The 16,018-nt window shown below is 71.1% G+C and carries 14 protein-coding genes; 2 read left to right on the top strand and 12 right to left on the bottom strand.

What is annotated here, in order from left to right; genetic code table 11:
- Position 1 precedes the first annotated feature (1 nt).
- From QMK24_RS04650 to ggt, 7 genes are all read right to left on the bottom strand, one after another.
- Entirely contained in the window at positions 2-1,507 is a 1,506-nt protein-coding gene (locus tag QMK24_RS04650) for an NCS1 family nucleobase:cation symporter-1 (protein ID WP_283463808.1), read from the bottom strand.
- A gap of 18 nt (positions 1,508-1,525) precedes the next feature.
- Positions 1,526-2,536: a TIGR03842 family LLM class F420-dependent oxidoreductase gene (locus QMK24_RS04645; protein ID WP_283463807.1), complete on the bottom strand. Its 1,011-nt coding sequence runs from the start codon at positions 2,534-2,536 to the stop codon at positions 1,526-1,528.
- 10 nt (positions 2,537-2,546) lie between these two features.
- A complete protein-coding gene (gene hydA, locus QMK24_RS04640) occupies positions 2,547-3,953 on the bottom strand; it encodes a dihydropyrimidinase (protein ID WP_283463806.1) in 1,407 nt (468 codons plus the stop codon).
- Entirely contained in the window at positions 3,950-5,281 is a 1,332-nt protein-coding gene (locus tag QMK24_RS04635; RefSeq protein ID WP_283463805.1) for an aspartate aminotransferase family protein, read from the bottom strand. The genes hydA and QMK24_RS04635 overlap by 4 nt, the downstream gene beginning before the upstream one ends.
- Before the next feature lie 5 nt (positions 5,282-5,286).
- The gene (locus QMK24_RS04630) at positions 5,287-6,129 is read right to left on the bottom strand and encodes a nitrilase-related carbon-nitrogen hydrolase (protein ID WP_283463804.1); all 843 of its coding nucleotides are present in this window, start codon (positions 6,127-6,129) and stop codon (positions 5,287-5,289) included.
- A 198-nt stretch (positions 6,130-6,327) separates the two neighbouring features.
- Positions 6,328-7,791, bottom strand: coding sequence for a hypothetical protein (locus QMK24_RS04625; RefSeq protein WP_283463802.1), 1,464 nt, complete (start codon positions 7,789-7,791; stop codon positions 6,328-6,330).
- A 183-nt stretch (positions 7,792-7,974) separates the two neighbouring features.
- Positions 7,975-9,798 carry a gamma-glutamyltransferase gene (ggt, locus tag QMK24_RS04620; protein WP_283463801.1) on the bottom strand — a complete coding sequence of 608 codons (1,824 nt, stop codon included), beginning with the start codon at positions 9,796-9,798 and terminating at the stop codon, positions 7,975-7,977.
- A 163-nt stretch (positions 9,799-9,961) separates the two neighbouring features.
- On the opposite strand from ggt, the gene QMK24_RS04615 reads away from it, so the two are divergent.
- Positions 9,962-10,717, top strand: a complete 756-nt coding sequence (locus QMK24_RS04615; RefSeq protein ID WP_283463800.1) for a hypothetical protein — start codon at positions 9,962-9,964, stop codon at positions 10,715-10,717.
- A gap of 107 nt (positions 10,718-10,824) precedes the next feature.
- Here QMK24_RS04615 and QMK24_RS04610 read toward each other — a convergent pair whose 3' ends face one another.
- Positions 10,825-11,721, bottom strand: coding sequence for an SGNH/GDSL hydrolase family protein (locus tag QMK24_RS04610; protein WP_283463799.1), 897 nt, complete (start codon positions 11,719-11,721; stop codon positions 10,825-10,827).
- A 242-nt stretch (positions 11,722-11,963) separates the two neighbouring features.
- Here QMK24_RS04610 and QMK24_RS04605 point away from each other — a divergent pair, with 242 nt between their 5' ends.
- Positions 11,964-13,595, top strand: a complete 1,632-nt coding sequence (locus QMK24_RS04605; RefSeq protein WP_283463797.1) for a CocE/NonD family hydrolase — start codon at positions 11,964-11,966, stop codon at positions 13,593-13,595.
- A 189-nt stretch (positions 13,596-13,784) separates the two neighbouring features.
- On the opposite strand, the gene QMK24_RS04600 is transcribed toward QMK24_RS04605, so the two are convergent.
- From QMK24_RS04600 to QMK24_RS04585, 4 genes are all read right to left on the bottom strand, one after another.
- Entirely contained in the window at positions 13,785-14,036 is a 252-nt protein-coding gene (locus QMK24_RS04600; protein WP_283463796.1) for a TfoX/Sxy family DNA transformation protein, read from the bottom strand.
- Positions 14,037-14,187: 151 nt separating this feature from the next.
- Positions 14,188-14,625, bottom strand: a complete 438-nt coding sequence (locus QMK24_RS04595) for a DUF6278 family protein (RefSeq protein WP_283463795.1) — start codon at positions 14,623-14,625, stop codon at positions 14,188-14,190.
- A 75-nt stretch (positions 14,626-14,700) separates the two neighbouring features.
- On the bottom strand, positions 14,701-15,063 hold the full coding sequence (locus QMK24_RS04590; protein ID WP_283463794.1) for a cupin domain-containing protein: 363 nt from the start codon (positions 15,061-15,063) through the stop codon (positions 14,701-14,703).
- Between the two features lie 160 nt (positions 15,064-15,223).
- A complete protein-coding gene (locus tag QMK24_RS04585; RefSeq protein WP_283463793.1) occupies positions 15,224-16,003 on the bottom strand; it encodes an exodeoxyribonuclease III in 780 nt (259 codons plus the stop codon).
- Positions 16,004-16,018: the final 15 nt, after the last annotated feature.

Below are 16,018 nucleotides of genomic sequence, written 5' to 3'. Positions count from 1 at the left end.
ATCAGACCGGGGCGGAGTCCTGCCGTGCGGTTCGCATGAGCACGGTGTAGAGAACGAGTGACGAGGAGAGGCCCACGGCCCAGCCGTAGTCCGCGAGCGGTTTGAGGAACGGGATCATGCCGTCAGCGGGGAAGGGGCCCTTGCCGGGCTCGGAGTGCGACCCTCCGATCGCCAGCACCCCGCCGACGGCGAAGGCGGCGACCGCCCGCCAGTTCCAGCCGGCGGTGTACCAGTACCGGCCGCCGGGGGTGTAGAGGTCCACCAGGTCGAGAACCGTGCGGCGGATGATCCAGTAGTCGGCGATGAGGATGCCCGCGACCGTCCCGAGCAGACCGCCGACCACCCCGAGCCAGGTGAAGATGTAGAACTCGGGGGTCTCGATGAGCTTCCACGGGAAGATCACCACGCCCACCACGCCGGTGATGAGCGCCCCGGTACGGAAGTTGATGAACTTCGGCGCGAGGTTGGACAGGTCGTAGGCCGGTGACACCACATTGGCCGCGATGTTCACACTGATGGTCGCAATGAGGACGGTGACCAGCGCGAAGACCAGACCGAAGACGTTGTCGGTCTTGGCGGCCAGTTCGACCGGGCTCCAGATCGGGGCGCCGTAGACGGCCTGCGAGCCGGAGGTGACCAGGACGGACAGCAGCGCGAAGAACGTCATGGTGGTGGGCAGGCCCAGCGACTGGCCCCAGATCTGGGCGCGCTGCCCCGCGCCGAAGCGGGTGAAGTCCGGGATGTTCAGCGACAGGGTGGACCAGAAGCCGATCATGCCCATGAGCGACGGGAAGAAGACCGGCCAGAAGTCACTGCCCCAGCCGAGCTTGGACGGCTGGTCGAGCAGCGGTCCCAGCCCGCCGGCCTTGATCGCGATCCAGACGAGCAGCACGAGGGCGCCGACCAGGACGAACGGCGCGGCCCAGTTCTCGAAGCGCCGGAGGGTGTCCATCCCCCGGTAGATGATGGCCAGTTCGAGGGCCCAGAAGATCACGAAGCACAGCCACAAGGTCCAGGGATAGCCGCCGATCTTCCCGACGTCCGCCCAGCCGCCGCCGAAGATCTTGCCGACCAGGACGAAGACGCCCTGGCCGCCGATCCAGGTCTGGATGCCGAACCAGGCGCAGGCCACGGCGGCGCGCACCAGCGCGGGCAGGTTCGCCCCGCGCAGCCCGAACGAGGCCCTGGCCAGGACCGGGAAGGGGATGCCGTACCGGGGACCCGCGTGCCCGGTGAGCAGCATCGGGAAGAGCACGATCACGTTCGCCAGGGCGATCGTGAAGACCGCCTGCTTCCAGTCCATGCCGAGGGCGACGAGTCCTGAGGCGAGAGTCCAGGACGGGATGTTGTGGGCCATCCCGATCCACAGCGCGGTGAAGTTGTACGTCGTCCAGGTCCGCCGGGCGACCGGGACGGGGAGCAGGTCCTCGTTGGAGAACCGGGTATCGGGCAGGACCGCGTCGGTGGGCAGTTCGACGCGGTCCCCCTGGCCTGCGGTGATGGTCATCCGCACCTCATCTCGGAGTCATCTCAGAGCGGGGATGATGTGCTCGCCGTAGGCGTCGATGGTCGACTCCTTGGCGTCGTGCATGTCGTAGACGGCGAACTGGTCGACGCCCAGGTCACGGAGGCGTTCGAGCTTCGCCAGGTGGGCCTCGGGCGGGCCGAGCAGACAGAAGCGGTCGACGATGTCGTCGGGGACGAAGGCCGTGTCGGGGTTTCCGGTGCGGCCGTGGTGGGCGTAGTCGTATCCCTCGCGCCGCTTGATGTAGTCGGTCAGCTCGTCGGGGACCAGACCGGAGTGCTCGCCGTAGCGGGAGACAAGATCGGCGACATGGTTGCCGACCATGCCGCCGAACCAGCGGCACTGCTCGCGGGCGTGGGCGAGCCCGGCGTCGCTGCCGTCGGTGATGTAGGCGGGGGCGGCGACACAGATGGTGACGGCGGAGGGATCGCGGCCGGCGAGCACCGCCGCCTCCCGCACCGCGCGGATCATCGATTCGGTGAGGAAGGGGTCGGCGAGCTGGAGGATGAAGCCGTCGGCCTTCTCCCCCGCCATGGCGAGCGCCTTGGGGCCGTAGGCGGCCATCCACACCGGCAGCTTGCCGTTCTCGACCCACGGCAGCTGGATCGTCGTGCCCTCGACGTCCACCTCCCGGCCCTCGGCCAGTTCGCGGATGACGTGCATGGCCTCGCCGATCCTGGCCAGGGTGTTGGGCTTGCGGCCGGCGACCCGCATCGCCGAGTCGCCGCGCCCGATGCCACAGACGGTGCGGTTGCCGTACATGGAGTTGAGGGTGGCGAAGGTGGAGGCGGTCACTTCCCAGGTGCGGGTGCCGGGGTTGGTGACCATGGGGCCGACGATCAGGTTGCGGGTGTGCTCCAGGATGCGGCTGTAGATGACGAAGGGCTCCTGCCAGAGCACGGCGGAGTCGAAGGTCCAGCCGTGGGTGAATCCGTTGCGTTCGGCGCGGCGCATGAGGCCGACGACACCGGAAGCGGGCGGGTCCGTCTGCAGGACGAGGCCGAAGTCCATGACGCTGCTCCTAGATGAGGTACTGGCAGGTGCTGCGCGGGGTGTACTGGCCGTGGCCGGCCCTCCCCACGTACGTGCGGCCGGTGATTACGGGCTCGCCGCGCGAGAGGACGCTCTCGACCCGGCCCGTGAGCCGCTTCCCCTCGTACGCCGAGTAGTCGACGTTCATGTGGTGGGTGGCGGCGGAGACGACCTGCTCGGCGTGCGGGTCGTAGATGACGATGTCGGCGTCGGCGCCGGGCGCGATGGTGCCCTTGCGCGGGTAGAGGCCGAACATCCTGGCCGGAGTGGCGCAGGCGACCTCGATCCAGCGGCGGCGGGTGAGACGGCCGTCGACGACCGCCTGGTGGAGCAGGTCCATCCGGTTCTCGACGCCCGGCAGACCGTTGGGGATCTTGGAGAAGTCGCCGCGGCCCAGGTCCTTCTGCCCGGTGAAGCAGAACGGGCAGTGGTCGGTGGAGACGACCTGCAGGTCGTTGGTGCGCAGGCCCCGCCAGAGCGCCTCCTGGTGCTCCTTGGGGCGCAGCGGTGTGGAGCATACGTATTTGGCGCCCTCGAAGTCCGGCTCGGCGAGGTTGTCCGTGGACAGGAACAGGTACTGCGGACAGGTCTCGCCGAAGACGTTGAGGCCCTTGTCGCGGGCCTGCGCCAGCTCGGCGAGCGCCTCCTCGGCCGAGACGTGGACGACGTAGAGCGGGGCGCCCGCCACCCGCGACAGCTGGATGGCGCGATGGGTCGCCTCGGCCTCCAGCAGAGCCTTGCGGACCTCGCCGTGGTAGCGAGGGTCGGTGTGTCCCGCGGCCAGCGCCTGCTGGACGAGGACGTCGATGGCGATGCCGTTCTCGGCGTGCATCATGATCAGGCCGCCGTTGGCGGCGGAGCGCTGCATGGCCCGCAGGATCTGGCCGTCGTCGCTGTAGAAGACGCCGGGATAGGCCATGAACAGCTTGAAACTGGTCACGCCCTCCTGCACCAGGATGTCCATCTCCTTGAGCGTGTGCTCGTTGACGTCGGAGAGGATCATGTGGAAGGCGTAGTCGATGGCGCACTGGGCGTCGGCCTTGGCGTGCCAGGCGTCCAGTCCGCCCCGCAGGGAGTGGCCGACGCTCTGGACGGCGAAGTCCACGATCGTGGTGGTGCCGCCCCAGGCCGCGGCGCGTGTCCCGGTCTCGAAGGTGTCGGACGCCGCGGTGCCGCCGAAGGGCAGCTCCATGTGGGTGTGGGCGTCGACGCCCCCCGGGATGACGTACTTGCCGGTGGCATCGATCACGTGGTCGGCGGTCCAACTCTGGGACGCGGCGGTGTCGTGAGCCGCGAGGGCGGCGATCCGGCCGCCCTCGATCAGCACATCGGCGTGGATCTCGTCCAATGCGGTGATGACGAGCCCGCCGCGGATGACGGTGCGTGCGGTGGTCACGGCCTGCCTCCCACGAGCTTGGCCTGGGTCTGCCTGAGGGCGTCCTCGAGGGCGGACGCGCCCTCCTCCGCCTCGGCGACGCTGAGGGTCAGGGGTGGTGCGATGCGCAGGCTGTTGCCGGGCCGGCCGCCCTTGCCGACCAGCAGGCCGTTCTCACGAGCGGCCTCCAGGACCATTCCGGCGGCTTCCGGAGAGGGCGTGTCGGTGCCAGGCTCGACGAGTTCGACGCCGAGCATCAGACCGCGGCCGCGCACCTCGAGGACCATGGGCAGCCCGGCACCGATGGCCTCCAGCCGGGACTTGAGGAGTCCGCCGACCCGCCGGGAGTTGCCCTGCAGGTCGTGGTCGACGAGGTACGTGAGGTTGGCGAGGGCGCCCGCCGTGGTGACCGGGCTGCCGCCGAAGGTGGAGATGGAGTTCCCGGTCAGGCAGTTCATGACCTCGGCGCGGGCCACGACGCCGCCCATGGACATGCCGTTGCCGACGCCCTTGGCGAAGGTCAGGATGTCCGGCGGACCGGCCTGGCTGTGCGCCTGCCAGCCCCAGAAGTGGTCACCCGTACGGCCCCAGCCGGTCTGCACCTCGTCGCTGATCCACAGGATGCCGTGCCGGTCCAGGACCTCCTTGAACGCGGCGAGCAGCCCGTCGGGACCTGAGGTGAAGCCGCCGACGCCCTGGATCGGCTCGGCGATCAGCGCCGCGACGCGGCCGTTGGCCTGGCCGAGGATGTCCTCCAGATCCGCGACGCAGGCCGCGATGAACCCGGCGTCGTTCAGCTGCGCGTACGGACCCCGGGAGCGGACGCCGCCGTGCACGTACAGCGTCTGCAGCGGGGAGAGGCTGGTCGGCGACCAGGCGGAGTTGCCGGTGATGCCGATCGAGGTGAAGGAACGGCCGTGGTAGCTGTTGCGCAGCGCCAGGACCTGGTTCGAGCTCCGGTGGGAGGTGGCGAGCAGCAGCGCGGTGTCGTTCGCCTCGGTGCCCGAGGTGGTGAAGAAGACCCGGGCGTCCGGGATGCCGGACAGCCGCGCGATGCGCTCGGCCAGCTCGACGGCCTGCCGGCTGAGATACAGCGTCGAGGAGTGCAGGATCTTTCCGGCCTGCTCGGTGATGGCGGCGGTGACCTCGGGGAGGGCGTGCGCGGTCATCGTGGTGAGGATGCCGCCGAAGAAGTCGAGGTAGCGGTTGCCCTCGGCGTCCCAGACGTGGCGGCCCTCGCCATGGGTGATCTCGATGGGCTCGCCGTAGTACGTGGCCAGCCAGTCGGGCATGACGGCGCGGTGTCGGGCGTGCAGCGAGGCGTGCAGGTTCTCGGTCACAGTGGCCATGACGATCACGCCTCCGTGAGGTCGCCGTAGGCGTCCGGCCTGCGGTCCCGGTAGAACGCCCACTGCTGGCGCACCTCGTCGATCAGATCGAAGTCCAGGTCCCGTACGACCAGCTCCTCCTTCGTGTCGGACGCGGTGTCACCGACGAACCGCCCGCGCGGGTCCACGAAGTAACTGGTGCCGTAGAAGTCGTTGTCACCGTACTCCTCCTGGCCCACCCGGTTGATGGCGGCGATGAAGTACTCGTTGGCGACGGCGGCGGCGGGCTGCTCCAGCTGCCACAGGTAGCCGGACAGGCCGCGCGAGGTCGCGGACGGGTTGTATACCAGCTGGGCGCCGGCCAGGCCCAGGGCGCGCCAGCCCTCGGGGAAGTGCCGGTCGTAGCAGATGTAGACGCCGATCTTGCCGACCGCGGTGTCGAAGATGGGCCAGCCGAGGTTGCCCGGCTTGAAGTAGAACTTCTCCCAGAAGCCCTTGACCTGCGGGATGTGGTGCTTGCGGTACTTGCCGAGGAAGGTGCCGTCGGCGTCGATGACCGCCGCGGTGTTGTAGTAGAAGCCGGACTGTTCGACCTCGTACACGGGGACGACGATCACCATGCCGGTCTCGCGGGCCAGAGCCCGCATCCGCTGGACGGTCGGACCGTCGGGGACCGGCTCGGCCCAGCGGTAGTGCTCGGCCTCCTGGACCTGGCAGAAGTACGGGGCGTTGAACACCTCCTGGAAGCCGATCACCTTGGCGCCCTGGGCGGCGGCCGCCCGGGCGTACTCCTCGTGCTTGGCGATCATCGACTCGGTGTCACCGGTCCAGGTCGCCTGGACGAGCGCGGCACGCACAACGTTGCTCATGAGCAGCTCCTCTGACGTGGCATCACGTCCGGTCTACGCACGTAGATACCGGCCGTGGGGAAGAACGTAGAAGCGCCTTACCCGCTCTGGCAAGACCGCTACCGTTACTTCACCGGGACGATCACGTTTCCTGCCCCGCCGGGGCGCTCGGCCGGTGCTCGGCGGCCGGCCGCGCCCGCACCGGGCCGGCCCGCGCCGTCACCCGTCCGGGAGGCCCGCGCGGCGCAGGGCCGCGGCGATGTCGCGGCGGCGGGGCTTGGAGATCAGGGCGGCGGCGGCGAGCAGCGGTGCGGCGAGGCCTGGGCGTTCGCGCGCGATCCCGGCGGCGTCCTCGGGCGGGCGGGTCCTGACCACGGCCACCAGCAGCGTCTCGGCCTCATCGTGCCGGTTCTCGTCGTACAGGGCCGCCGCCACGACGGCGACCTCGGCCGCGGGGCGCGCCGCGGCCTGGTGCAGCAGGGTGCGGCAGTCCCCCGTACGGCCGTCCTGTGCCAGGGCGGCCGCGGCGGCGGCCAGCCGGTCCGGCTGGAGGGCCGCGAACTCCCACAGCAGCGTCGCGACGTCCGCCGCGAGGCCGGCCCGCTCCAGCTCGCGGGCCAGCACCGGCAGCGCCTCGGCCGGCCCGGCGGCGGCCTCGCACAGCACCACGTACGCCTCACCGCCGCGCCCGGCATGGCGCAGGCCTCCGAGCCGGGCCGCCTCGCCGCGCGCCCGCGCCTGCCGCGGTCCGGCGTCGGCCCGTGCGGCGGCGGCCTGCGGGGGCGGCTGTTCCGCGGCCGCCCCGGCGAAGCGCGCGCCGCGCGGCGTGGGGGCGGGGGCGGCGGCCGGTCCTGCGGGGGCGGAGCCGGGTGGTCCGGCCGGCCGGACCTCGTGCCCCTCCTCAGGCACCTCGTCGAACGAGGTGGCGAACCGCGCGCCGCGCGGGCGCGAACCGGCGCTCCGCCCCGGCGCCCTGGCGCGGCGCGAACCGCGCCCGCCCGGTGCGGTGGGCTCCGGGGGCTCGGCCGGCCCGGCGGCCGCTCCGTGCGGCGGCTGCGCCACGTCCGGCGTCCTCGCGCGGAACCAGTCGTCCGGCGCCGGGGACCGGTCCGCGGCGGACCGGTCCGTGAAGAACTGTTCGGCGAGCCGCGTCTCGACCGCGTCGAGCCGGGCCCGCAGCTCCGCGCAGCGCGCGTTGGCGCGTTCACGGTCGTCGCGGGCCCAGGCGAGGGCGTTGGCCGGCCCGCCGGCCGCCGGGGAGTCCGGGTCGGCGCCCGTCGCGGCGTACGCGTTCACCGCGTGGGCGGCCTCGCGTTCGCGCAGGACGGCGTCATGGCGTTCGCGGAGCATCGCTTCGAGGCGGGCGCGCAGCGCCGTCTCGCTGCCGGGGGCCGCGTCCCGGGCGGCCGCGGCGGCGCGGTACAGCCGATGGGCGCGGCCGACGGTGGTCGCTTCGACCGGTACGCCCCGCAGGGCGGCCAGATCGTGGAGGACGGCGTGCACCACGTCCCAGGGCGCCAGTTCCACGCCCTGCTCGTACGCGTTCACGCCGCCCGGGTCACGTTGCGACAAGGTGCCGTACCAGCCGGGAGAGTCCCCCAGACCGGCCACCAGCTCACGGAAGTACTCGGTGAACTCCTTTGTGGAGTCGGCCAGTTCCGGGCCCGAGCCGCGCTGCGTCATCGCCCCGCCTCTCCGCCTCCGCGATCGGAGACATGCAGTCCCGTCCGGCATTCGACACCAGTCGTGTTACGGGGCTGCTACGGGGAGTTTTCGCCGGGGCCCCTCCTGAGGGACTTCCGCGGACCGAAGTCCCTACGACCTGCCTCGCGGTAAGGAGCGGGGCAGGTCGTAGGGAGGGAGGACTCAGCCCGCGTGGCTCGGGCTCACCACCATCGCGGAACCGCCGCCGCGCCGGGTCGTCTCGGCCGCGGCGAGCCAGCGGCCGTCGGGGAGCCGCTGGATGCCGGTGGCGGCGCCGATCTCCGGGTTGAGCTTGAAGACATGGCCGAGGGCTTCGAGCCGGGTACGCGTCGCGCTGTCCCACAGCCCGGGTTCGAGTTCGGTGGTCGCGAGGTTGCGCTGGCTGGCGCGGGGCGCGGCGATGGCGTCGACCAGCGGCAGCCCGCGGTCGACGTGCTCGGTGAGCACCTGCAGCACGGTCGTGATGATGGTGGAGCCGCCGGGCGAACCGAGCGCGAAGGCGGGGCGGCCGTCCTTGAGAACGATCGTCGGGGAGATCGAGGAGCGCGGGCGCTTGCCCGGGCCGGGGAGGTTCGGGTCGTGGACGGCCGGGTTGGCGGGCGCGAAGGAGAAGTCGGTCAGTTCGTTGTTAAGCAGGAAACCGCGGCCGGGGACGGTGATGCCGCTGCCGCCGGTCTGCTCGATGGTGAGGGTGTAGGCGACGACGTTGCCCCACTTGTCGGCGACCGTCAGGTGGGTGGTGTTCTCACCCTCGTACGTCGTCGGCGCGGCCGTACCGGTACCGCCGCAGGCGGCGGGGTGGCCCGGGTCGCCCGGTGCGAGGGGGCTGGTGAGCACCGCGTCGTCCTTGATGAGGCAGCCCCGGGAGTCGGCGTACCGCTGCGAGAGCAGACCGCTCGTGGGGACGTTCTCGAAGGCCGGGTCGCCGAGCCAGCGCCCCCGGTCGGAGAAGGCGATACGGCTCGCCTCGATGTAACGGTGGAGGTACTGGGCGTCGGTGGCCTTGCTCTTGGAGAGGTCGGCGCGCTCCATGATGTTGAGCGCCTCACCGACCGTCGTACCGCCCGACGAGGACGGCGCGATGGAGTAGACGTCGTAGCCGCGGTAGGAGACCCGGGTCGGGTCGTGCCGCTGGGCGCCGTACGCGCGCAGGTCCGCGGCCGTCAGGTCGCCGGAGCGCACCACGCGGGTGGCCGCGGGGTCGACGGGGGGCTTGCGGACCGTGTTGACGATGTCGGCGCCGATGTCCCCGTCGTAGATCGCGCGGACGCCCTTCTTCCCCAGCTCCCGGTAGGTTCGCGCCAGGTCCGGGTTGGTGAAGGTGGCGCCCACCACGGGCAGCTCGCCGCCGGGCAGGAAGATCTTCGCGGTGGCGGGGAAGTCCTTGAAGCGGGCCTGGTTCGCCTCGGTCTGCAACCGGAAGGTCGCGTCGACGGTGAAGCCGTCGCGCGCGATCCGTTCGGCGGGCTTGAGCACCTGCCCCAGCGAACGGCTGCCCCACGCATCGAGGGCGGTGTCCCAGGTGGCGGGGGTGCCGGGGGTGCCGACGCTCAGTCCGCTGGTGACCGCGTCGGCGAACGGGAGCGGCTTGCCGTTCTCCTGGAAGAGCGTCTCGGTGGCGCTGCGCGGCGCGGTCTCGCGGCCGTCGATGGTGAACACCTTGTGCAGCCGGGCGTTGTAGTACACGAAGTACCCGCCGCCGCCGACGCCCGCCGAGTACGGCTCAGTGACGCCGAGCGCGGCCGCGGTCGCCACCGCCGCGTCCACCGCGTTGCCGCCCTGCCGGAGCACCTCGATGCCGGCCGCCGACGCGTCCGCGTCGACGCTGGCGACCGCGCCTCCATAGCCGACCGCGACCGGCACCTTGGCCGGACGGGTCCGTGTGTCCTGCGGGGCCGAGTGCGGCGGCGGGGCGGCGGCGCCGACCGTGACGACGGCGGCGGTGACGGCCAGCAGCGACAAACTCCGGACAGTGGGGAGACGCATACGGTTTCCTCCAGTCAACAACGGTCCGCGCAGCCTAACTTGGGTACCGCTGTCCCGTCAGGAGCACGTTGCCGTCCTTCCGGGAGCACGTTGCCGGCCCGCCGGGAGCGCGTTGCCGCCCGCCGGGAGCGCGTTCGGTCGAACACCGCTACGATGCCCGGCCATGAGCGATGACGTCCGCAACATCGTGCTGGGCCTGGCGGCCAGCGCCCTCAGCGCGGCGCTGGGATGGTTTGTCCGCACCTATGTGTGGCGCCGGAAACTGCACCGCAAACAACGCTTCTTCGGGCTGCCGAACGGCTCCGAATGCCTCCTGGTGGTGCCGCGCGACCCCGGTTCGCGGGTGTGGAGTGTGGCCCGCCACGATGCCTTCGCACTGCTGGAACTGGCCGCGCTCATCAAGGAGTGCGGGGCGCACGCCGAGATCCTGGCGCACGACACGGCCTGGCAGGGTTTCGGGGCGCGCACCGAGTTCTGCGTGGGCGGGCCGGTCGCCAACCACCGGCTGGCGGCGCACCTGCGGTCGATGCTCCCGGGCATCGAGGTCAACACCGACGCCTCTCCCGGCCCCGACCAGGGAGCCTTCACCATCGACGGCGAGACCTACCGGATGGACAAGGGCGGCGTCGAGTACGTGCTCCTGGCCCGGCTGGCCGCCGTACGGGACGCGGGCAACGACCGTCCGGTCTTCCTCTCCTCCGGCCAGCGCGGCGTCGCCAACCAGGCGGCGGTCCGGTATCTGGCCCGGCACCACGTACGGCTGTCGCGCAAGCACGGCATCGACGGCACGTTCTGTCTGCTGCTCAAGGTCGTCAACTCGCAGGCGTACGGACCCGATGTGGTGGAGCTCGTCGCCGATGTGACCCGTGCGGCGCAGACCGTCCCGGTCAGCCGGCCGGAGCGATCACCGGCCACATGACGCGGCCCCCCGCGACCGTGCACAGCAGTGACGCGTCGCAGGCGAGCAGGGCGAGCGCCCGGCCCCGGCCGATTCCCGCATTCGGCCGGGGCGCGGGTAACGATCGGTCAGTGGTTACGGCAGTGATCGATGCGGTCCAGCACGGCTCCGGCCATGACCTGCTCGCCCTTGGCGTTGGGATGCGCGGGAGCCGCCGGTGAGGCCGGGACGAGCGGCTCGATCCAGCGGTCGGCGGGAGCCTTGCACATGTCATGGCCGATGGTGGGCCGGTAGGTGTCGACGAACTCCGCGTGCCCGGCCCTGGCCTGCCGGCGGAGCATCGTGTTGAGCGCCTTCTCGGTGTCCTTGAGGTACCCGAAGTCCTTGTCCGCGAAGGGGACGGCGGGACGACAGCCCACGCCATTGTCCGGCAGCAGGTCGGGGTAGCCGACGACGACCACGCGGGCGCGCGGGGCACGGCCGTGGATGGCGTCGAGCACCGCCTCGATCTTCGGGGCGGTCTGCTGGATGTTGAGGGTGAGCTGGTCGGTGCCGCTCGCTCCGAAGTACTTCTGGCACGGGTTGCCGGTCGGGTCGGTGACGCTCAGCCCCGCGCAGGTGCGGATGATGTTGCCGAACCCCACGTCATTGCCGCCGATCTGGACGGTGACGAGCGTGGTCCGATGGTTCAGCGCGTCGAGCTGCGGTCCGTTGGTGCCCTGCGGCTTCCACATCTCCGCGGTGGTCGCGCCGCCGCAGCTGACGTCCTTGAAGCCCGCGAAGCGCTGGTCGGCGGCGACCAGCGACGGGTAGTTGCGGCTGGACCGCGCGCAGTTGGCGTCCACCTGGTCGGGAATGCCGGGCCCGGACGTATACGAATCGCCGAGCGCGACATAGTTCGTCACGTGTCCGCCGCCGGACTGTCCCGGGCCCCCGGAGTGGGCCGAGGCCGGGGCCGCGATACCCGCCGTGAGGGCCAGAGCCCCACCTAGTGCCGCTGCTGCCAGAACGGTGGTGCGAGCCATCGGTACCCCCAGTGTCGACGGTGACGAGCATCAGATTCCGGGTGCGGTGCGTCAGGTGTCAATGACCTTGACGAAAGATGAACCGGCGTTCCCTGGCGCCCCGCAGATCGTTACCGGTGCGTAACATGCACGCCTATTACCGCCGGTAAGCGCACGAGGTTACTCTCCAGTCACTTTGCATCCGGTCATTGCATCCGGTCATTGATCCGGCCACCGTGCATCCGGCCAGTCAGGAGCAGTCCATGAGAGCAACCACAGCAGGTGTCGTCGGAGCGGCGCTGCTCGCCTCCACGGCATTCGGTCTGGCCCCCGCGGCGCAGGCGGCGCCCGCACCCGCCGCGGTCGCCGCCCCGGCAGCCGCATCGTCGACCTTCCGGTTCGTCGACATCCCGGGCTCCGGCGGCATCACCCTCAAGGGCAACGTCTTCACACCCGGCGACTTCAATGGCTCGCAGCGCTACCCCGTCGTCGTCCTCCCGAGCAGCTGGGCGATCAACGACCTGGAGTACATCGCCCAGGCCAAGCAGCTCGCCGACTCCGGATATGTCGTCGTCAGCTACACCTCACGCGGCTTCTGGCTGTCCGGCGGGCAGATCGAGACCGCGGGGCCGCCGGACGTCGCCGACGTGTCCAAGGTCATCGACTGGACACTCGCCAACACCCCCGCCGATCCCGGCCACATCGGCATGGCGGGCGTCTCGTACGGCGCCGGCATCGGGCTGCTCGGCGCCGCGCACGACAAGCGCGTCAAGGCCGTGGTCGCGCTGAGCGGCTGGGCCGATCTCATCGACTCGATCTACCAGGGCCGCACCCCGCACCTGCAGGCCGCCGCCCTACTCGGCGGCGCGGGCTATCTCACCGGCCGCCCCAGCCCCGAACTCCAGAAGATCCTCGGCAACTTCCTCACCGCCAATCTCGCCGCGGAGGACGAGATGATCGCGTGGGGGAAGCTCCGCTCCCCCGTGACCTACCTGGACCAGCTCAACGCCAACGGCACGGCGGTCATGCTGGCCAACGCCTGGGGCGACAGCCTCTTCCCGCCCAACCAGTACGCGAGGTTCTACGAGAAGCTGACCGGTCCCAAGCGGCTCGAATTCCGGCCGGGCGACCACGCGACCGCCGAGGCCACCGGGCTGCTCGGCCTGCCCAACGACACCTGGGCCAGCTCCAAGCGCTGGCTCGACCACTACCTCAAGGGCGCGGACAACGGCATCGACCACGAGAAGCCGGTCCAGCTCAAGTCCCGCTCCACAGGCGCCTACGAGAGCTACGACAGCTGGTCGGCGGTCCCGTCCCGGACCACCACCCTCAAGCTCGGCGCCAAGGGGCTGCGTACCGGAGCGCTCGGCGGCGACGCCGGATCCGGCTGGCGGACCACCATCGGCACCAACATCGACTCCGGCGCCGACGGCGGGATCATCTTCCTGTCCAGCCTGCTCGACCAGTTCGCCCAGGCCCCGCCCGTCGCGTCGATCCCGCTGCTGCCGCGCGCCTTCGCCACCGTCTGGCAGTCCGACCCGTACGGGACCGGCCAGCACATCCGCGGCACCTCGACACTGCACGCGACACTGACCCCGTCGGCCGCCAAGGGGACCGTCATCGCGTACCTCTACGACGTCGACGCGCTGGGCATCGGCAAGCTGGTCACCCACGCCCCCTACACCTGGGTCGGGCGCACTCCCCGCCAGCCGTTCACCACCGACATCGACCTGCTCTCCACCGCCTACGACGTCCCGGCCGGCCACCGGCTGACGCTGGTCGTCGACACCGTCGACCCGCTCTACATCGCGCAGAACCCGGCCTTCGCCACGGTCACGGTCTCGTCGCCGACGGCCGACCCGTCCTGGCTGTCGGTCCCGCTGCGCGACCAGTAGGCCGACCCCGCACATCGCCATATGACATCGCCACCCAGACCGGTGTGCGGGGGCGGATGGCCGCGATCGGGGTGCGGGTGGTCCGCGCCGACCGCCGGCGACTGGAGTACTCCGTCGGCTTCTCGGCCTGAGCCGGCTGTGCCGCCCGCGCTGTCCGAGCCTCCTGGGTTGCCCGGGTTGCCCGGGCCGTCAGCCCAGGACCCGGTTCACAAGGGTGTCGCGCTCCGTCTGCGGGATGGCGGTCCAGCGGGTGCCGCGGATCGCGCCTTCGAGGGCGAGCAGGGTGTGGGTGCAGGCGTCCTCGGGAAGGTCCTCGCGGATTTTCTCGAAGGCGCGGCCGGAGCCGAGCCGGCGCAGTTCGCCTGCGTCCTCCACTCCGGCGCGGCGCAAGCGGTCGGCAAGGACCGCTCCGATATTCGGCATCTGCTGCAGGGAGTCCACGTCGCGCCTCCGGTACCGAGCTGATCAACTGGTGCGTTTCCGACATCATGCACCGTACGGCCGGGCTCGGAAGTGTCATTCCCCGCCGGACACGCCTGCCTGCCGTCGCATTTCGGTGGCACGGTCCATCAGTTCGGGTGACGGCGGGCCGTCAGCTCTCGGAAGCCTCGGCGTGCGTCTGCGACAGCTCGGGCGTGCCGCTCTCGGCCCATTCATGGCCGATCCCGACCACGTCGATCTCACGTCCCGACGCCAGCTTGACGACCGGCTGGCCGTTCGGCCACACCTGCCAGGCGGCGCCCGGCACCGTGCGGACGATCACGGTACCGAGGTAGAGGCCGGCGTCGTTACCGAGCCACGGCAGGACCTCGGGGTCGTCCCGCCACTGCGGGACCAGCTGGTCAAGAGCCGTCAACGAGCCCGGGGAGTCGTCGAGTTCGACCCCGGCGTCCCCGGCCTGGGCACGCAGCAGGTCGCACTCCGACAGCAACTCGGCGACGCCCGCCGGGTCCGGATCACCGCCCCGTACCGCGACCCCGCGCGCCATCGCGTTCCGCTTGCGCCACTTGTCCAGGAAGGGGATGTCCATGCGGTTCAGCGTCGCACCCGGGGCGGTCCTCCTGCTACAGGCGCGCCTGTCCCGCACGCGTCCGGGTTCCGGGGATCACAGGCCGATCGCGTACGCCTTGCGCAGCGTCTCGTGCACCGTCCAGGTCGTCCTGTCCCCCTCCCGCAGGACGCACACAACGCCGGGACCGAGTTCGAGCGTGTCGCCGCCCACCACCTCGACGGTGGCCCGGCCGCTGACCACCACGAACATCTCATCGGCCTCGGTGTCGGTCACCACGCCCGGGGTGATCTGCCAAATCCCCCGCACCCGGGTCCCGTCGGCCGACTCCCAGAGCACTCTTCCGGTGACCTCGGGCGTGCCCGACACGATCTGGGCCGGGTCGAGCGGCTCGGGCTCCAGTTCGGCGTCGGGAACGCGGACGGCGAAGCTGGCGGGGGGCAGGTCAACGGTGCTCATGGGCGCCGAGCGTACGGGGCCGGGCGCGGGCGCGGGAACGACAGGTTGTATGCGGTCCCGCGCCCGGGAATACGCAGCGTAAGCACGCCGGACGGCACCGACGACGCGCCGGACGCGAGGATTCGGCGCAGCGGCCTGACGCAGAGGTCGGACGGAGAGGTCAGACGGAGAGGTCGACGACGACCGGGGCGTGGTCGGAGGCGGCCTTGCCCTTGCGCTCCTCACGGTCGACGTAGGAGTCGGTGACCGCCTTGGCGAACGGGGCGTTGCCGTAGACCAGGTCGATGCGCATGCCCTTGTTCTTGGGGAAGCCCAGCATGCGGTAGTCCCAGAAAGTGTACGGGTGGTCGTACTTGAGCGGGCGGGGCATCACGTCGCTCAGACCCTCCTCCCGGAGGGCCGCCAGGGCGGCCCGCTCCGCGGGGGTGACATGGGTGGCGCCCTCGAAGACGGCCGGGTCCCACACATCCTCGTCGGTGGGCGCGACATTGAAGTCGCCCAGGACGGCGAAGGGCCGCCCGCCCGCCGCGTCCTCGGCGACGGCGGCGCGCAGTGCCTCGAGCCACCGCAGCTTGTAGGCGTAGTGCGCATGGTCGACCTCGCGGCCGTTGGGCACATACACCGACCAGACGCGGACCGGACCGCAGGTGGCGGACACCGCGCGGGGCTCCAGCGCGCCCTCGTACTCCGGACCGCCGGGCAGTCCGGAGACGACGTCCTCCAGGCCCGCCTTCGAGATCAGCGCCACGCCGTTCCACCGGCCGGTGGCATTGACGGCCGCCTCGTAGCCGAGCCCGCGCAGCTCCTCGAAGGGGAACTGGTCCTCCGAGCACTTGGTCTCCTGGACGCACAGCACATCCGTGCCGGTGCTCTCCAGCCAGGCGAGCAGCCGCGGAAGGCGGGAGGTGATCGAGTTGACGTTCCACGTGGCGATGCGCATGGATCCGAATCTACC

Origin of the sequence: Streptomyces sp. PH10-H1 (assembly GCF_030063355.1) — a bacterium.
GTDB lineage: Bacteria > Actinomycetota > Actinomycetes > Streptomycetales > Streptomycetaceae > Actinacidiphila.
Note: the sequence above shows the minus strand (reverse complement) of the source record. Positions and strands in the feature narration are given on the sequence as shown.

Coding starts and splice junctions, on each gene's coding strand:
- QMK24_RS04630 (WP_283463804.1), bottom strand. CDS start 6,129: ATGAGCAACGTTGTGCGTGCCGCGCTCGTCCAGGCGACCTGGACCGGT.
- QMK24_RS04625 (WP_283463802.1), bottom strand. CDS start 7,791: ATGACGCAGCGCGGCTCGGGCCCGGAACTGGCCGACTCCACAAAGGAG.
- QMK24_RS04585 (WP_283463793.1), bottom strand. CDS start 16,003: ATGCGCATCGCCACGTGGAACGTCAACTCGATCACCTCCCGCCTTCCG.
- QMK24_RS04605 (WP_283463797.1), top strand. CDS start 11,964: ATGAGAGCAACCACAGCAGGTGTCGTCGGAGCGGCGCTGCTCGCCTCC.
- QMK24_RS04595 (WP_283463795.1), bottom strand. CDS start 14,625: ATGGACATCCCCTTCCTGGACAAGTGGCGCAAGCGGAACGCGATGGCG.
- QMK24_RS04635 (WP_283463805.1), bottom strand. CDS start 5,281: ATGGCCACTGTGACCGAGAACCTGCACGCCTCGCTGCACGCCCGACAC.
- QMK24_RS04590 (WP_283463794.1), bottom strand. CDS start 15,063: ATGAGCACCGTTGACCTGCCCCCCGCCAGCTTCGCCGTCCGCGTTCCC.
- ggt (WP_283463801.1), bottom strand. CDS start 9,798: ATGCGTCTCCCCACTGTCCGGAGTTTGTCGCTGCTGGCCGTCACCGCC.
- QMK24_RS04610 (WP_283463799.1), bottom strand. CDS start 11,721: ATGGCTCGCACCACCGTTCTGGCAGCAGCGGCACTAGGTGGGGCTCTG.
- QMK24_RS04650 (WP_283463808.1), bottom strand. CDS start 1,507: ATGACCATCACCGCAGGCCAGGGGGACCGCGTCGAACTGCCCACCGAC.
- QMK24_RS04645 (WP_283463807.1), bottom strand. CDS start 2,536: ATGGACTTCGGCCTCGTCCTGCAGACGGACCCGCCCGCTTCCGGTGTC.
- QMK24_RS04615 (WP_283463800.1), top strand. CDS start 9,962: ATGAGCGATGACGTCCGCAACATCGTGCTGGGCCTGGCGGCCAGCGCC.